Source organism: Ammoniphilus sp. YIM 78166, from assembly GCF_004522215.1.
In the GTDB taxonomy this organism is placed as follows: Bacteria; Bacillota; Bacilli; order Aneurinibacillales; family RAOX-1; genus YIM-78166.
Map to the genome: position 1 here is coordinate 277,060 of NZ_SDLR01000004.1, position 15,278 is coordinate 292,337.

Below are 15,278 nucleotides of genomic sequence, written 5' to 3' on the forward strand. Positions count from 1 at the left end.
CTAGGTCAAGATCAAATTTTTTAAAAACACAAATATTAAATCCGCTTTCATTAGAAAAATAAAAAGGCCATTCCTTAAAGCAGGTTATTACCGAGCTTTAAGGAACAGCCTTCTGTTTAAATAATTTATAAATTACCGTACACGCAGGACCACTTTACCCGTACTCTTTCTACTTTCCACCCAATCATGCGCAGCGGAGGCCTCCTCCAACGAGAACTCTTGACCAATCTTGATCTGCAACTGGCCATTGGCCAGATAAGGGAGAACTCGATCCGCTGTTTCCCGAAGAAGATGTGGACGCTTATTTCTTGTTGTCCCTAGACTAAATCCTAGAAGGGAACGACAGCTTGAATGAAGATCAGATGTTTTAATTTGCCCTGCTTCTCCACTTGCATTTCCAAAGTTCACGAGTCGTCCGTAATACGCTAAGCAACGTAAACTCTCCTCTGTCACCCACCCCGCAATCGAATCAAGGATAACATCCGCTCCTTCACCGTTGGTAAGCTCCTTGACTTGATCAGCGAAGCCTTCTTTCCCGTAATGGATTACATGATCAGCCCCCGCCTCTAACGCCATGTGGACCTTATTTTCGCTTCCCACTGTACCGATTACTCTAGCAGCCCCTAATAGCTTAGCTAGCTGAATTGCTGTGGTTCCGATCCCGCCCGCTGCAGCATGGATTAGAACAGTCTCACCCGGTTCTATCCTAGCTACATTCGCCAAAAGCCTATACGAGGTAAAGGAAACGATAGGACATGCCGCAGCTATATCAAAACCAATACCTTCAGGCAACACAAACGTAAGCGCTTCATCTACTACGATATACTCGGCATAGCTTCCCGATTTGGGGAAGGCTATGACACGTTGTCCCACCTTTAGCTCTTCAACCTCTTCTCCCACTGCCTCAATGACCCCTGCTGCATCTAGTCCTGGGATAAACGGCGGTTGACTTGCTCCATGGTATTTCCCATATCTTGCTTTAATATCTGCAAAATTAACACTAGTCGCTTCTACCCGGATCAAGACTTGCTTCGAATTTGGTTTCGGCACCTCTAGCGTTCTCGCTTCTAATACTTCGGGTCCTCCAAATCGAGTAACCATCATGGCCTTCATTGCTTATCTCCTCCTTTTTATCTTTAGTAATTCTCGTTACGGAGAATACTTCCTTTCTCCAGAATAAAAAAACAGCCCTCAACAGAGGACTGCCTCCACTTATCTTACCTAGCTTTAGGACTTGGAACGAAAAGCCCCTTCCCATACTTTTCCTTCCCAAATTCACTGATCATCTTCTGTCCTTGCGGGCTTACAAAAAACCAAATCAGCTCATTAGCCGCAGCCGGCTTCTTGGTCCCGGTAACCTGAATAATTCCATATGGGTTAAATAATTCTTTATCCCCAGAGCTTACATTGACTAGCCCTGTCTTGTTGGTCAAGAAGGTTGCTTCATCCGTTAATACATAAGCTCCCATCTCTTCTCCCATACGAAGAGTTTCTCCCATTCCCTGGCCGGCTGAGATATACCATTTTCCAGTTGGTTGGAGGCCAACTTTCTTCCAGATTGCTAATTCTTTCTTATGTGTACCCGAATCATCCCCGCGAGAAATAAACTTGCTGTTCGAATCCGCCATTCTTTTGAACGCTTCCACAGCAGTTTTCGCCTCTTTAATCTTAGCTGGATCATTCTTAGGGCCTACGATAAGGAACTGGTTATACATCACATCATGGGCCTTATGACCAAAACCGCCTTTAACAAACTCATCTTCTGCACTTCGGGAATGCACGAGGATTACATCTGCATTTTTATCTTTACCCAATTGGATGGCTTGTCCAGTACCAACAGCAATAACTTTAACCTTCACATTAAACTTCTTCTCAAAAACAGGTAGCATGTAATCCAGCAAGCCTGAATCTTGCGTGCTTGTTGTTGTAGCTAGGATCAATTCTTTTTCGGCAGCAACCTTCTGATAGACGGGATTGCTTGTTTGTGCCGCTCCCATACTTGTAATGAGAAGGGCGAACAACAGGCTAAACACTAAAGCAAACGATGCTTTTCTTTTCATCTTTTTCTCCCCCAACCTTTGTTTTGTCCCCGATGGATATTTACCTATCCCCAATAAAAATAATATGCTTATTTTACCAATTAATCAATAGTTTTTGTTGTGTTTTATTAGTTTAAGTTAGTTTTAGTTGTTATGTGGTTGGAGCGATTTGTTTATGTTCATAATGAATGTGAGGTGATCATTATGAACGTTATGATTATTCTAGGTAATCTCGTTATCCCTTTGATTATGTTTCTTGCTCAAAAAAACAAAAGTAAAGCACGTCTGATCTTTAATGGACTTTCCGTTCTATCAGCGATTGTCTTTGGTAATCTAGCAGCTCTCGCAGTGTACAGAATTATTAGAGACAACACTGTTTTTATGACCCATATTCATGGCATTTTCTTAAATCCATTTTTTTTATTAGCAGGATATTACTTACTGGTATACACCCTATACCAGTTGATTCGAAGGATGAGTGAGGACGTATGATGGAAGGATAAAAATCAAAAAGGAGCAGCCATTGTCCGCTGCTCCTCAAACTTGGGTATTTTCTATATTACATAGTTGCGAAGCTTACCAATTTCCTCTACTTCAACAACTACAACATCTCCCGATTTCATCGGGCAACTTCCAGATGGTGAACCCGTAGCCAAAACATCCCCTGGTTCTAGTGTCATGACTTGAGAAATCCAACTAATAAGAAAAGGAATGGAAAGAGACATTTGATTCGTATTCCCATCTTGTACGACTTCTCCATTCAAAGTCGTAACAATTCGTAAATTGGTTGGATCAATACCCGTCACAATCCATGGACCTAGTGGCCCAAATGTATCGAACCCTTTAGCCCGTGTAAACTGAGGATCCCTTTTCGTAAGGTCTCTCGCTGTTACATCATTAAATATCGTGCAGCCGAAAACATAGTCTAGGGCATCTTCTTCTTTAATATTTTTTCCACGCTTCCCAATTACAAGGGCTACTTCCCCCTCCAATTCAACCTGATTGGATAAATGGCTCGGAGGCAATGTAATGTTCCCTTCGTTAGGAATAAGAGAAGAAGCAGGCTTTAGAAATAAAAAAGGCTCTTTGAGATTGGGCTTGCCCCCTGTTTCCTTCGCATGTTCTGCATACGTCCATCCAAAATTGATAATTTTAGAAGGTTTAACCGGCTCAAGGATTTTCACGTCACTATACTTTACTTTTACACCGTCATATTTTAATTCTTTGTTGATAATCTCGTTAAAATTACTAGATAACTGGAGTATGACGTCATCCTCGACAATTCCATAAAAGACTTGGTTCTGTTGATTCTGATAACGAACAATTTTCTGTGTTTTTTGCAGTACCTGCATTAATTTCCACTCCCTCTTTTCTATCTCTAAAAGTCATATTAACACAAGAAAGGCTCAGTATCCATTCTTGTAATATTCCAAACTCTTCCAACAATAAAAGGAAGAATCTGCTTTTTTATAAGAGCAGATTCCCCTAGAACAACTAAGCGATATAGGACTTGTTATCTTTCATTTCTACGACATTCGGTGTAAACTCACCTTCCATTTTAGACACAACAACAGTGGCTACACCGTTACCAATTAAGTTCGTGATGGCACGAGCTTCGGACATGAAACGATCTACTCCTAATATCAATGCCATTCCTTCAACTGGAATCGATGGGAATACAGCCAAAGTAGCTGCTAAGGTAACAAAGCCGGAACCCGTAACCCCCGCTGCACCTTTAGAGGTAAGCATCAGTACGCCCAACAAGGTTAGTTGTTCCATTAAAGTAAGGTCCACTCCATAAGCCTGGGCGATGAACAAGGCAGCCATAGACAAGTAGATGGAGGTCCCATCTAGGTTAAAGGAGTAACCTGTGGGTAGAACAAGACCTACTACTGATTTCGAGCATCCGTACTTCTCAAGCTTATCCATCATCTTCGGAAGTGCCGCCTCAGATGAGGACGTACCGATTACCAAAAGAATCTCTTCTTTAAGGTAACGAATAAAGCTAAAGATATTAAAACCATAAATCTTACAGATCGCTCCGAGCACAAAGATGATAAACAGAGCCATCGTTGTATAGACGGAAGCCATCAACTGCCCCAGGTAAACCAATGAACCAAATCCAAATTTTCCAATAGTATAAGCCATGGCCCCGAAGGCCGCGATGGGAGAAACCTTCATGATCATATTAACAATACCGAACAAGACCTCGGTAATCTTCTCAAAGAATTCAATAACCGGCTTTCCGCCTTTGCCCATGGCCGCTAAAGCACACCCAAACAAGACGGCAATAAATAATACGGGAAGGAGTTCACCCTTGGCAAAAGCCCCGACAAAGCTGTCCGGAATGATCGATAGGATAAAGTCCATCATGCCGTGACTGGTTTGGGCCGCTTGCTCTGTGTACTTAGAAACATCTCCCTTAGCAACATTTGAGGCATCAAAGCCTTCTCCTGCTTTAAACACGTTTGCAATAAAGATCCCTATGGCAAGAGCAATGGTGGATACGATTTCAAAGTAGAGTAACGCTTTTCCTCCAATTTTACCTACCTTTTTCAGATCACCCATACCCGCGATTCCAATTACAATCGTGAGAAATACGATCGGTGCAATAATCATCTTTACCATTTTAATAAAGATATCGGCCAGAACTTTTAGCTCAGCCCCATACGCAGGAAATGCCGCACCGAACAGGATGCCGAATATGATAGCAAGAATAACTTGAGTAGTCAGACTCTTAGGATTAAATTTCAACTTACCTCACCATCCTTATGTTTTTTCTTATCATACAGCCTTTTGGCTCCGCTGTATTTTTTTGAAACTATGAAAAGACTTTTGGAAATAAAAAAAACTTCATCGGAGTAAATTCAATGAAGCCAGACCGCCTTTAGAGGAAGTTTTTTATGCAGAATAAGGAGGATAATACAAAGAAGTTTATACGTTCTTATTCTGTAAAAAAAAGTAAGTGATCCGTCGATCACTTACAAATAGTTGTGAATCCGTTCTTTTCTAGTCTCATCAAGCCTAAAAACACTATACGGTCTGCCAATCGTTCCGTAATGTAATTCATGTTCTAAAATGCCTACGTCTTTTAGAAAATGAAGATACTTTCGAATCGAAACTCTTGAGATGCCAATCTGTTGAGCAAACTCCTCAGATGTGAATTCTATATTCGTATTTTGCAGTACATGATCCCATATCACCTTCAGCGTTGTCTTGGTTAAACCTTTAGGCATGGGAAGCGAATCTGCCGTGCTGTCTCGATAGAGCAATCCTTTATCTAGATCCTCTTGATTTATAGCCTCCTGCCGTTTAATGAATAGCCGATCATCCCGATATTTAGTTAATGATTTCTTCAAGCGCTCGAACTCAAACGGCTTGATCATATAATCGACGGCCCCTAACCGTAAGGCCTTTTGTACGGTCTTCATATCCGAAGCCGCTGAAATCACGATGACGTCAATATCACGCTCAAGTTTTCTAATATGGGTAAGAAATTCTAAGCCATGATCCCCAGGCATATACAGATCTAATAACACTAGATCCACTTCATGATCCTGAATATGAGCCATTGCTTGCTGAACCGTGCCACAAGTTCCTTTTATTGAAAACCCCGGGATTTTTCCAACATAGCGCCGATTAAATTCCGCCACCATCGGATCATCCTCAACGATTAATACTTGGATTTCCGGTTTCATGATCGCCCCTCCTCTCTGCCAACAGCAGGCCAGCTTAATGTAAATTTCGTTCCTTTTCCTTGCGTAGATGTAACCTCCAGTTTGCCTTTTAATTGTTGGATGCGTTCCTGCACAAGGTGCAAACCCAAGCCACGTCCAAACCCATGCGTGGAGTATCCCTTATTAAAAATGTACTGAAGAGTCTCCTCATTCATCCCCTTACCAGTATCCTGTACCAACAATACGACTTTTTCATCTACCCACTCCACTTTGACCGTTACTTCACGAACAGAGGTTTCTTTGACCGCATCCAGCGCGTTGTCAATCAAGTTTCCCATGATGGTGATGATCTCGTGGATCATATTTTCAGATAAAGTATCTGGGATCCAGGATGACTCCTCTAAAATCAATATAGCTCCAGACTCTCTGGCATAGCTCATCTTTCCCAATAGAAAACCAGCTAAAACAGGCTCCTGAATCCTACGGATAATAAACCCCATTTCCTCTTGGTACTGCTCGGTTACTTTTTGGATATAATTCTGAAGATCATCATAAAATTCGAACTGAACCATGCCTAATATCACGTGAAGCTTATTCATAAATTCATGCGTCTGAGCACGTAAGGCTTCTGCATAAATCGTAATCCCGGTCAACTGTTCCGTAATTTGCCTCATTTCCGTTTTATCCCGAAACGTCAAAATCGCCCCATGGGCCTTTCCTTCTACCACCACAGGTACTCGATTTACAAGTAAGGATAATCCATGAAATTGCAACTGAGCATCAACATCTGCTGTTCCCGACTCGAGTACCCGATCTAATTGAGAATCCTCAATGACGGTCCCAATAGGTTTTCCGATCAACTCGTGTTCATCAAGCAGTTTTTGTGACTTTTTGAAAATCCTTTTCGCCTCATCATTGGCAAGTGTGATTTGCAAGTTCTCATCAACAGCCACAATCCCCTCTTTCGTCGAATTCAAGATAGCACTTCGTTCCTTCAGCAGCTTTGCAATTTCTTTGGGCTCTAAACCGATAAGAACCTTTTTAATTCTTCTTGCCAGATACAAGGCACCCAGGACCCCAATCACGCCCCCCATAAGAATCCCCAGGAGTAAGGATTTCCTTTCCTCTGAGATCGCCTGTTCCACATCTTGAATAAATATCCCAACAGCAACTGCTCCAATTTGCTTTCCCTCTAAGTTAAAGATAGGGGCAAACGAACGTAAAGACATACCCAACGTTCCTTTAGCAACGGAAACATATTCCTGTCCATTCAAAACAGGTCCTTCATCTCCGCCTGCAAAGTGCTCTCCAATCCTCTCTGGATCCGGATGAGATCGTCTGGTTCCATCCATATCCATGACCACAATAAAATCCACCCCGGAGGCTTGGACCATATTTGTAGATACTCTTTGAATTTCTCCCTGATCATCGCTTCTCTCCAGTTCCTGAATGATTAGAGGGGTGTTTGCGATCATACGGGCCACAATCATGGCTTTCTCTGACATCGTTTGTTCCGCTCTCTCAGCCACTCGATTTGAAATCAAAATATCTGTTACAACCAGTGAAAACAAAACAATCCCACAAACTAAAAGGGAGATGGAAACATATAACCTCATGGCACACCTTCTTTAGATAAGCTCTATATCATTCCTTATTTTAAAACTTAAGGCTCGTAAAAAAAAGTGGACTGTATTTATACTACACATCCCCCGTATCCCGCCTGTCATGACTTTCGGAGTTAAATTAAGTATAATTCAAACATAAATGGCTATTTAGGACGGTGACTCAAGAGTGAAAAGTATTACAGTTGAAAAATTGGTACGGAAGTTTTCCATGAAAGTATTAGCAGGGGAAAATCAATTAAGTAAAACCATAACGCAATCACGGGTGCATCGACCTGGCCTTGAATTTGTCGGTCATTTTGATTTTTTTCCAGAGGAACGCATTCAGGTCCTAGGAAGAAAAGAAGTCAACTATTTGCACAAATTAAGTAAAGAGGAACGCAAAATACGGATTGGGAATGTAGTAAAATATCATCCCCCATGTTTTATCGTTACTGCCGGCGAAGAAGGACTGACCTATTTAACCCATCATTGTATTGAAGAGGGGATCCCTTTGTTAGTTACAAACAAAGTGGAAACGACTTCTGAATTTATTACCAAATTGGATGCCTACTTGGTTAAAGAATTAGCACCTGAAATGGCATTGCATGGCGTTTGTGTCAATGTATCCGGGATAGGGATTTTACTTCGTGGTAGCTCAGGAGTGGGAAAAAGTGAGACAGCTCATACTTTAATTCGTAGGGGACATCGGCTCGTAGCAGATGATATCGTTGTCCTAAAGAAGCTTAGTCCGCAAACTCTATTGGGTACTCATGATGAAAAGACTAAAGAATTCTTAGCTCTTCGCAGTATCGGGTTGTTAAATGTGGTCCGCTTATATGGGAGAAGGGCATTTCAAGACGAAACACGGATTGCTCTTGATATTAAGTTAATAAAATGGCAAAAAGATGCCTTAAATAACGAACTAGAAAAAGAACCTCAATTCATAGAGTATATGGGTGTCCAAATCCCCTCAATTGAAATCCAGCTCCAGCCTGGAAGGGACGTAGCAGGATTAATTGAAGTGGCTGCAAATAACTGGTTTCTGCGACAGGAAGGCTACAGCGCAGCAGAGGAATTTATGAATCGGATTGAGGCTTTTTCGAAAGCTAGTATGGAATAAAATAGTACAGGCTATTCTTTTTAAAAAATTTATATAAAAAACAGGCCTGAATCGCCTGTTTTGTTCTATTTTTCATATTGAACCTGCTGGCACCTTTGTATTTCATGGCGGCCCCAAGGGGACTCGAACCTCCGACTCACAGTTTATGAATGTCTACATTTATGTTTTGTATAATTAGGTTTACTTGAAAAACCTTATTTTTATTTGGCTTTCATACCATTAATTTGCCTTTGATCTACTTTCAAGTCCATAATATAATCTATTTTGTCAGTGAGACATTCCTCAGTAGCTCAATAATGGAGCAACCGGCTGTTAACCGGTAGGCTGGAGGTTCGATCCCGTTCTGCTCCACCATACATGTATCAAAAAGCTGTTTTCCTTCAATTGTAGGAAAACAGCTTTTTTACTTTTCTTAATTCACTATAGATCCCCGTTAGATTAACAATTTATTAAAAGGAGTCTTTTCTTTAGTTTTAATACCAGTAAATTACATTTCAAGACTGTAATATAATCATTTCCGTCGATAAGGCATACCTCGGTTCTCAATGGTGCAGCAACCGGCTATTAACTGGTAGGCTGGAGGTTCGAGTTCGTCAAGAGGCGCCATATTATTTGGGGAATACTACCGAAGTAGTCATAACGGGGCGGTCTTGAAAACCGTTAGAGTGCAAGCAAACGTGGGTTTGAATCCAACTTACTTCGCCATATTTCTCCGGTTTAGCTCAGTTAGGAGAGCGCCTACCTTGCAAGGAGGAAGTCATCGGTTCGATCGCGTTCAACTCCACCATACAAATTTCAAGCAAGCTGTTTTTCCGTATGAAGGATAGCAGTTTTTTTGAAAAGATTACCTATATAAAAGAAAATTACTACTATTGGTGTAGATACGCCTATCAATGGCTTCGTGGTGGGAATTGAATAAGTTAGTTGTGTTCTTTTAATTGTTAACGGCTTTATGACATATTCCATTTCATTTATGAATGAATACTTTATATATATTGGATTACATGTTTGATGATATTAGGTCTGAACCACATCACCAATTAAATTCACGATATCCCGGTTGTATATATTTCCCAGAATATTCTCTATCCATGTCTACAAGCCATTGGAATATATGTTTTGCTCCTGTTGCTACATCCATGTCCGCATCAGTTGAAGCACTCTGAGTTTTTAATTTTCCAGGGTGAATGCTATTTACAGAGATACCTTTTTCGTTAAGTTCCTTTTCCAAGCAAATGGTGAACATATTTTGTGCTGCCTTTGCTATACGATATGAGTAAGAGGTTTTAAGGTGTTGAAATTCACCAGATGACATCATACTTAAAGATCCTAACCGTGAAGATACATTTACAATCCTTGGATGGTTTGAATTATATAGAAACTGTAAGGTGGCTCTAACTGTTCTTATAGCCCCTAGGCAATGCACATTAAACAGGTCGTTTACCTCTTTTGTTGTTACTTTATCCATTTCAAACTCACGGCCAGAAATACCTGCATTATTTATTAGAATATCCAAACAATCAGTAGAATGGTCTAGTGTTGTCCGTATAACCGTTTCGCATTCATCTAAGCCGACGTCTGCAATTATTGGAACTATTCGATTCTTAAACTCTGAAGTTAATAAATCTGCAAACAGTTGCGTTCTTACTAACGGGAAAACTAGATTCCCACCTTCATGAAATAATTTAACCAACTGGTACCCAAGCCCTCGACTTGCTCCGGTAATCATTACTTTTAACAAATCACATCTCCCCTTGAAAAACGGTTATCTTTCAGTTAGTCGAGATAGAAACTGCTGTAATCTTGGCGATTTGGGATGATTAAATACTTCCTCTGGAGATCCCTCTTCTACGATAAACCCTCCGTCCATGAAAATGATTTTGTCCCCTACACTTTTCGCAAAGTCCATTTCATGAGTTACAATGACCATCGTCATTCCTTCTTCAGCTAAATCTTTAATTACTTTTAGTACTTCGCCGACTAATTCCGGATCCAGCGCTGAAGTAGGTTCATCGAAAAGAATGGCTTTGGGTTGCATCGCCAATGCCCGAGCGATGGCAATCCTCTGTTTTTGTCCTCCAGAGAGTTGACTAGGATAACTTTCCTCTTTCTGTTCAAGACCAACCTTTTTTAATAGGTCCCTTGCTAAGCTAATAGCTTCTTCCTTATTAACTTTTTTTACAGTAACCGGACCTTCTATGATATTTTGAAGTACAGTCATATGTTCAAATAAATTAAAGTTCTGAAAAACCATGCCCGTTTCGGCACGAACCTGACATATTTCCGCATCCGTTTTCCGCCTTTTGCTCTTCGCATCAAAGTGAGTTCTTTTTCCATCGATGAAAATATCCCCTTCATCCGGGATTTCCAGAAGGTTGATGGTTCTTAGAAGAGTACTTTTTCCGCTTCCGCTAGGCCCGATAATAACCACTTTCTCCCCTTTCTTTATATCCATCGAGATGCCCTTTAATATTTCATTATTATGAAAGCTTTTCTTAATGCCTTCTACCCGAATCATAATTCATCTTCCTTTCAAGGGAGTCTATATAATAGGCCAATGGATAATGCAAGATCCAATAAAGAATGGCTACGAGCGTATAGACTTCCAGACTGCGAAATGTAGAAGCGGCTAATTCATCTCCCATGTGCATCAACTCATTTACTGTGATAACGGCAGCAAGAGAGGAGTTTTTCAGTAGAATGATTGCGGAATTTCCTATAGGCGGAAGTACATTACGGATTGCTTGTGGAAGAATAATTCTTCGCATGGCCGTTGAATAGTTCATACCGATCGCATAAGCCGCTTCCAATTGCCCTTTCCCTATCGAACGAATACCAGCACGGAAAATTTCCGCCAGATAGGCACCTTCGTTAAGCGATAACGCTACCAAAGCAGAGATAAAAGGAGAAAGCTTGATGCCCAACCCAGGTAAAACGAAGTACACATACATAAGTTGAACCAATAAAGGCGTACCGCGAATAGCGCTTATATAGAAACTAGCAATTTTGCTTAGGATGAAATTATCTGATATACGCATGAGAGCAACGACAATACCGATCACTAAGGCTATCAATAAGGATAAAACAGTAACCTCAATGGTCACCCATGCCCCTTTTAATAAAATTGGTAAAAACTCCATTATGTTAGACAACGAATAACCCCCTTTAATCTTTATACATCCATGACTTCTGAAAAGTCATGGATGCATGTTGTGAAATTTATAATCCCCACTTCTTCAGGATCTCGTCTAATTCACCGTTTTTCTTCATCGTCTCTATCGCATCATTAATAGCCTTTTGGAGATCCGCTTGTCCTTTAGACATTCCAATTCCTACATCGCCAGCCCATTGCGTTTCATATCCTTTAACTAACTTAACATTTAAATCTTTATTTTCGTTAATCATATGAACCATAACGGGATAATCCGCTAAGAAAGCATCAATACGTCCATTTTTCAATTCTACAATCATATCCGACATGGCTTTGTAGCTTTGGACACTAATATCAGTGTGTTCTTTCAGATTCTTCAAGAATATCGTTCCTTCTTGAGCCCCTACTTTTTTGCCCTTTAAATCTTCAAACTTCTTAATGCTATCATTATCCATAGCAACCACTAAACCTTCTCCATATCGATAGACTGGATTGGAGAAATCAATAACCTCCGCTCTCTCAGGAGTCATTAGCATCCCTGCAGAAATCACATCAATTTTATCTGATTCAATGGAAGGAACCAGCGCTGAAAACTTTGTTTCTTGAATTTCAACCTTTACACCCAAATGTTCTGAAAGTTTATGGGCCACATCAACCATGACACCCTGGATTTGACTCGTTTTCGTATCGAGGAATGTAAAGGGAGTTCCGGTTGTCGTCGCCCCTACTCGAATAACGCCTTTGCTCTTGATTTCATCCAGTTTTGATGAAGCAGTTTTCTCTGGACTTTGTTTCGGTGTTTCTTGTCCAGAATTCGTTGAAGCAGAGGAACAAGCCGAAAGGAGCGAAGCCAATCCTATTAGAAGCGTAAAAATAAATAATTTAGTCTTTTTCATCATTTAACCCCTCTCTAAAAATGAATTTTTTAGTACCTTGCGGTTAACATTTTTTTGCGAGTATAAAATTCCACACCATCTTTTCCGTTTGCATGGAGATCGCCATAGAAGGATTTCTTATAACCTGAGAAAGGGAAGAATGCCATCGGAGCAGGTACTCCTAAATTAACGCCAAGCATCCCCGCATCGATCTCATCACGGAATTGACGGATAGCTTTCGCACTGTCTGTATAGAGGCACGCACCGTTTGCAAAATCAGACTCATTGGCTATATTAATGGCTTCATCTAAATCTTTAGCCCGGACAATAGACAGGACAGGAGCAAAAATTTCATCAGTCCAAATCTTCATGCCTGGTTTTACTTGATCAAAAATGGTCGGACCAACAAAGTAACCTTCCCCATGAACTGCCTCATCCTTTCTTCCATCTCGAACGAGTTTGGCTCCTTCTTGCTCACCTAATTCAATGTATTGGATCGTTCGATCCTTATGTGTATCACGAATAACCGGTCCTAGGAAGACTCCCTTATCCATTCCGTTACCAATGGTAATTTCTTCTGCTGCCTGTACCAACCGTTCCACTAATTCATCCGCAATATCTCCTACAGCGACAACGACCGCACATGCCATACAACGTTCTCCTGCAGAACCAAACGCAGCATTGATAATGTTGGAAACAGCAAGATTCAAATCGGCATCAGGCAAAACAATCGAATGGTTTTTAGCTCCTGCTAGAGCCTGTACGCGTTTGCCATGAGCAGCTCCGGTTTTATAAACATACTCGGCAACAGGCTGAGAACCTACAAAGGATACCGCTTTTACATCTGGATGAGTAAGAATCCCGTTTACCACATCGTGTGCACCATGTACAATATTCAGTACACCCTCAGGCAGACCTGCCTCCATAAACAATTCAGCTAAACGATTAGCCAATAAAGGAGTCCGTTCAGACGGCTTCAATACAAACGTATTGCCGCATGCAATGGCTAAAGGAAACATCCAGCAAGGAACCATCATTGGAAAATTAAAAGGAGTAATCCCGCCGACAACACCAATAGGATAACGATACATGCCTGATTCCACATCAGTGGCTATATCCGGAAGCTGGCTTCCCATCATGAGAGTGGGAGCGCCTGCAGCAAACTCAACGCATTCAATTCCTCGCTGCACTTCTCCATAAGCTTCATCATAGCTTTTTCCATTTTCCAGAGTGATTAGTTTAGCTAATTCAGCCCAATGCTCAACCAAAAGCTGCTGGTACTTGAACAAAATCCGAGAACGGCGAGGAACAGGTGTTTTACTCCATGTTTTAAATGCCTCCGAAGCCACCTCTACAGCCTTATCCAAATCTTCTCGGCTAGAAATGGGGATATAGGCCAAGATCTCTCCTGTTGCAGGGTTCGGAACCGCCTCTTTTTTACCTGAAGTAGATTCAACCCAATGGCCGCTAATAAAGTTTTTCAAATCTTGGGTTTGGTTTACTGTCTTAATCATCAAATCACGCCTTTATTGTAATTAGTTTTCGTTTAAATAATTTGAATATTCTTAATTTATAATCTATGTAACACCTTAAACTTGCTGGATGAAACTAGCATGTACTTTAATTCCTCTTTTCTCTAGTTCTTTAAAGTAAGTTTTAGGATCAATCGCTGCCTCAGACGGGAAAAACCCTTTTTTTGTAATTTGCCCGCTACCTAATAGCCTAGTAGTCACAGCTGCTGGAAATCCTACAGAAAATACTCCTTGCGACATATCACTCCATTTTTCATAAGGAGAGATCACGGTATCAAGAACATACTTACCGTCTTGTCCGTCCTTCTTGCCCACAATTTCAACGCGCAAAGCTTTATGGTCATCATGCTTTTTCTCTTGTTTAACAGGTGTTGGTTTGGCCTCTCTTAACACGGCTGCCAATAAGTCCCTAGGCACTACATCCTGTCCCTTCACGTTTACAGGCTTGCTGCTTCCAAGGCCCACTCCAACTAAGAACTTTAATTGTTCTTCAAAAATAGTTGGAAGAGATAATTTAAAAGCAACATCTCGAATTCCCTTATCCTTAAATGTTAGAGGAATCGTAGCTACTTCTGAGTGTATGGTGTTAATCACTTTTTGTCTTCCTACAGGCACCGGAAAATCAACCACTTCCTCTCCTGAGAAAGGCCACATCTCCACAAATTCACCGTTTTTGAATTCATAGGGATTCATTTCGAACTCATCTAATAATGTATCGATCGCATAAGGAGGAATGAGCTTGTAAGGATCCAAATTAAAATTCACAATCCCATCCAAAATTTTTACGGAATACACCTCATCTAGATGATCGTATCCATATCTAGCCATTACGTTCACAATTCCCGGTGCACTTCCTGATCCAACGATCCCCGTAATGCCCGCGTCTTTGAATGACTCGTGCATTTCAAGCTGCTGACGCGCCCAATGGAATAGTCCTCCAAAGTCCGTATAATGAGTTCTCGATTCCACACAAGCTGCCATGACCTTTAAGTTAAAATGATGCGATGTAGCATTTAAGCAGACATCATAGGAATCCAATAATTTTACTAAGTCATTATGATCATTCAGGTCCACGCGGCCCGTTATCACTTTATCTGAACACAAAATCCGCTTCCTTTCTTCGAGCACATCCAAATTTAAATCGGCTAGCAACAGCTGCTCCACCGAATCATTCTCCACAAAATCTCGTATCGCTCCCCATACGACTTTTCCAGCTCCGCCTACTACTGCTATTTTCATACTATCTTGCCCCCTATAAAATTTTTAAAATAATTATGAAT

Annotated in this window: 14 protein-coding genes; 2 read left to right on the top strand and 12 right to left on the bottom strand. The window is 41.0% G+C overall.

All coding sequences use genetic code 11. The features are described from left to right. Positions 1–132: 132 nt before the first annotated feature. Together EIZ58_RS18020 and EIZ58_RS18025 are read right to left on the bottom strand one after the other, a co-directional pair. Positions 133–1,113 (bottom strand): quinone oxidoreductase family protein, encoded by a 981-nt coding sequence (locus EIZ58_RS18020; protein WP_134702269.1) that lies wholly within the window; start codon positions 1,111–1,113, stop codon positions 133–135. Between the two features lie 104 nt (positions 1,114–1,217). Further along, the gene (locus EIZ58_RS18025) at positions 1,218–2,060 is read right to left on the bottom strand and encodes an ABC transporter substrate-binding protein (protein WP_134702270.1); all 843 of its coding nucleotides are present in this window, start codon (positions 2,058–2,060) and stop codon (positions 1,218–1,220) included. A 183-nt stretch (positions 2,061–2,243) separates the two neighbouring features. On the opposite strand from EIZ58_RS18025, the gene EIZ58_RS18030 reads away from it, so the two are divergent. Beyond that, positions 2,244–2,531 (top strand): transposase, encoded by a 288-nt coding sequence (locus tag EIZ58_RS18030; RefSeq protein WP_134702271.1) that lies wholly within the window; start codon positions 2,244–2,246, stop codon positions 2,529–2,531. A gap of 62 nt (positions 2,532–2,593) precedes the next feature. On the opposite strand, the gene EIZ58_RS18035 is transcribed toward EIZ58_RS18030, so the two are convergent. The 4 genes from EIZ58_RS18035 to dcuS all read right to left on the bottom strand — a co-directional run bounded on the left by EIZ58_RS18035 (position 2,594) and on the right by dcuS (position 7,332). After that, complete coding sequence (locus EIZ58_RS18035) at positions 2,594–3,391, bottom strand: fumarylacetoacetate hydrolase family protein (RefSeq protein WP_134702272.1); 798 nt, start codon at positions 3,389–3,391, stop codon at positions 2,594–2,596. 142 nt (positions 3,392–3,533) lie between these two features. Then, positions 3,534–4,793, bottom strand: coding sequence for a dicarboxylate/amino acid:cation symporter (locus tag EIZ58_RS18040; protein ID WP_134702273.1), 1,260 nt, complete (start codon positions 4,791–4,793; stop codon positions 3,534–3,536). 227 nt (positions 4,794–5,020) lie between these two features. Next, positions 5,021–5,737, bottom strand: coding sequence for a response regulator (locus tag EIZ58_RS18045; protein ID WP_134702274.1), 717 nt, complete (start codon positions 5,735–5,737; stop codon positions 5,021–5,023). Then, entirely contained in the window at positions 5,734–7,332 is a 1,599-nt protein-coding gene (dcuS, locus tag EIZ58_RS18050) for a DcuS/MalK family sensor histidine kinase (RefSeq protein ID WP_134702275.1), read from the bottom strand. The genes EIZ58_RS18045 and dcuS overlap by 4 nt, the downstream gene beginning before the upstream one ends. A gap of 175 nt (positions 7,333–7,507) precedes the next feature. Between dcuS and hprK the strand changes: the two genes are divergently transcribed. Further along, positions 7,508–8,440, top strand: coding sequence for an HPr(Ser) kinase/phosphatase (gene hprK, locus EIZ58_RS18055; protein WP_134702276.1), 933 nt, complete (start codon positions 7,508–7,510; stop codon positions 8,438–8,440). A gap of 1,033 nt (positions 8,441–9,473) precedes the next feature. On the opposite strand, the gene EIZ58_RS18060 is transcribed toward hprK, so the two are convergent. The 6 genes from EIZ58_RS18060 to EIZ58_RS18085 form a co-directional block, all read right to left on the bottom strand. Then, positions 9,474–10,169 carry an SDR family NAD(P)-dependent oxidoreductase gene (locus EIZ58_RS18060; protein WP_134702858.1) on the bottom strand — a complete coding sequence of 232 codons (696 nt, stop codon included), beginning with the start codon at positions 10,167–10,169 and terminating at the stop codon, positions 9,474–9,476. Positions 10,170–10,205: 36 nt separating this feature from the next. Continuing rightward, entirely contained in the window at positions 10,206–10,958 is a 753-nt protein-coding gene (locus EIZ58_RS18065; protein ID WP_134702277.1) for an amino acid ABC transporter ATP-binding protein, read from the bottom strand. Continuing rightward, the gene (locus EIZ58_RS18070; RefSeq protein WP_205672257.1) at positions 10,936–11,592 is read right to left on the bottom strand and encodes an amino acid ABC transporter permease; all 657 of its coding nucleotides are present in this window, start codon (positions 11,590–11,592) and stop codon (positions 10,936–10,938) included. Before EIZ58_RS18070 ends, EIZ58_RS18065 begins: the two co-directional genes overlap by 23 nt. Before the next feature lie 67 nt (positions 11,593–11,659). Next, positions 11,660–12,487, bottom strand: a complete 828-nt coding sequence (locus EIZ58_RS18075) for a substrate-binding periplasmic protein (protein WP_167577782.1) — start codon at positions 12,485–12,487, stop codon at positions 11,660–11,662. A 29-nt stretch (positions 12,488–12,516) separates the two neighbouring features. Then, on the bottom strand, positions 12,517–13,980 hold the full coding sequence (locus EIZ58_RS18080) for a CoA-acylating methylmalonate-semialdehyde dehydrogenase (RefSeq protein ID WP_205672259.1): 1,464 nt from the start codon (positions 13,978–13,980) through the stop codon (positions 12,517–12,519). 75 nt (positions 13,981–14,055) lie between these two features. Continuing rightward, positions 14,056–15,237: a saccharopine dehydrogenase family protein gene (locus EIZ58_RS18085; protein WP_134702279.1), complete on the bottom strand. Its 1,182-nt coding sequence runs from the start codon at positions 15,235–15,237 to the stop codon at positions 14,056–14,058. Positions 15,238–15,278: the final 41 nt, after the last annotated feature.

Coding starts and splice junctions, on each gene's coding strand:
- EIZ58_RS18045 (WP_134702274.1), bottom strand. CDS start 5,737: ATGAAACCGGAAATCCAAGTATTAATCGTTGAGGATGATCCGATGGTG.
- EIZ58_RS18035 (WP_134702272.1), bottom strand. CDS start 3,391: ATGCAGGTACTGCAAAAAACACAGAAAATTGTTCGTTATCAGAATCAA.
- EIZ58_RS18075 (WP_167577782.1), bottom strand. CDS start 12,487: ATGAAAAAGACTAAATTATTTATTTTTACGCTTCTAATAGGATTGGCT.
- EIZ58_RS18065 (WP_134702277.1), bottom strand. CDS start 10,958: ATGATTCGGGTAGAAGGCATTAAGAAAAGCTTTCATAATAATGAAATA.
- EIZ58_RS18060 (WP_134702858.1), bottom strand. CDS start 10,169: ATGATTACCGGAGCAAGTCGAGGGCTTGGGTACCAGTTGGTTAAATTA.
- EIZ58_RS18025 (WP_134702270.1), bottom strand. CDS start 2,060: ATGAAAAGAAAAGCATCGTTTGCTTTAGTGTTTAGCCTGTTGTTCGCC.
- EIZ58_RS18030 (WP_134702271.1), top strand. CDS start 2,244: ATGAACGTTATGATTATTCTAGGTAATCTCGTTATCCCTTTGATTATG.
- EIZ58_RS18085 (WP_134702279.1), bottom strand. CDS start 15,237: ATGAAAATAGCAGTAGTAGGCGGAGCTGGAAAAGTCGTATGGGGAGCG.
- EIZ58_RS18020 (WP_134702269.1), bottom strand. CDS start 1,113: ATGAAGGCCATGATGGTTACTCGATTTGGAGGACCCGAAGTATTAGAA.
- EIZ58_RS18080 (WP_205672259.1), bottom strand. CDS start 13,980: ATGATTAAGACAGTAAACCAAACCCAAGATTTGAAAAACTTTATTAGC.
- dcuS (WP_134702275.1), bottom strand. CDS start 7,332: ATGAGGTTATATGTTTCCATCTCCCTTTTAGTTTGTGGGATTGTTTTG.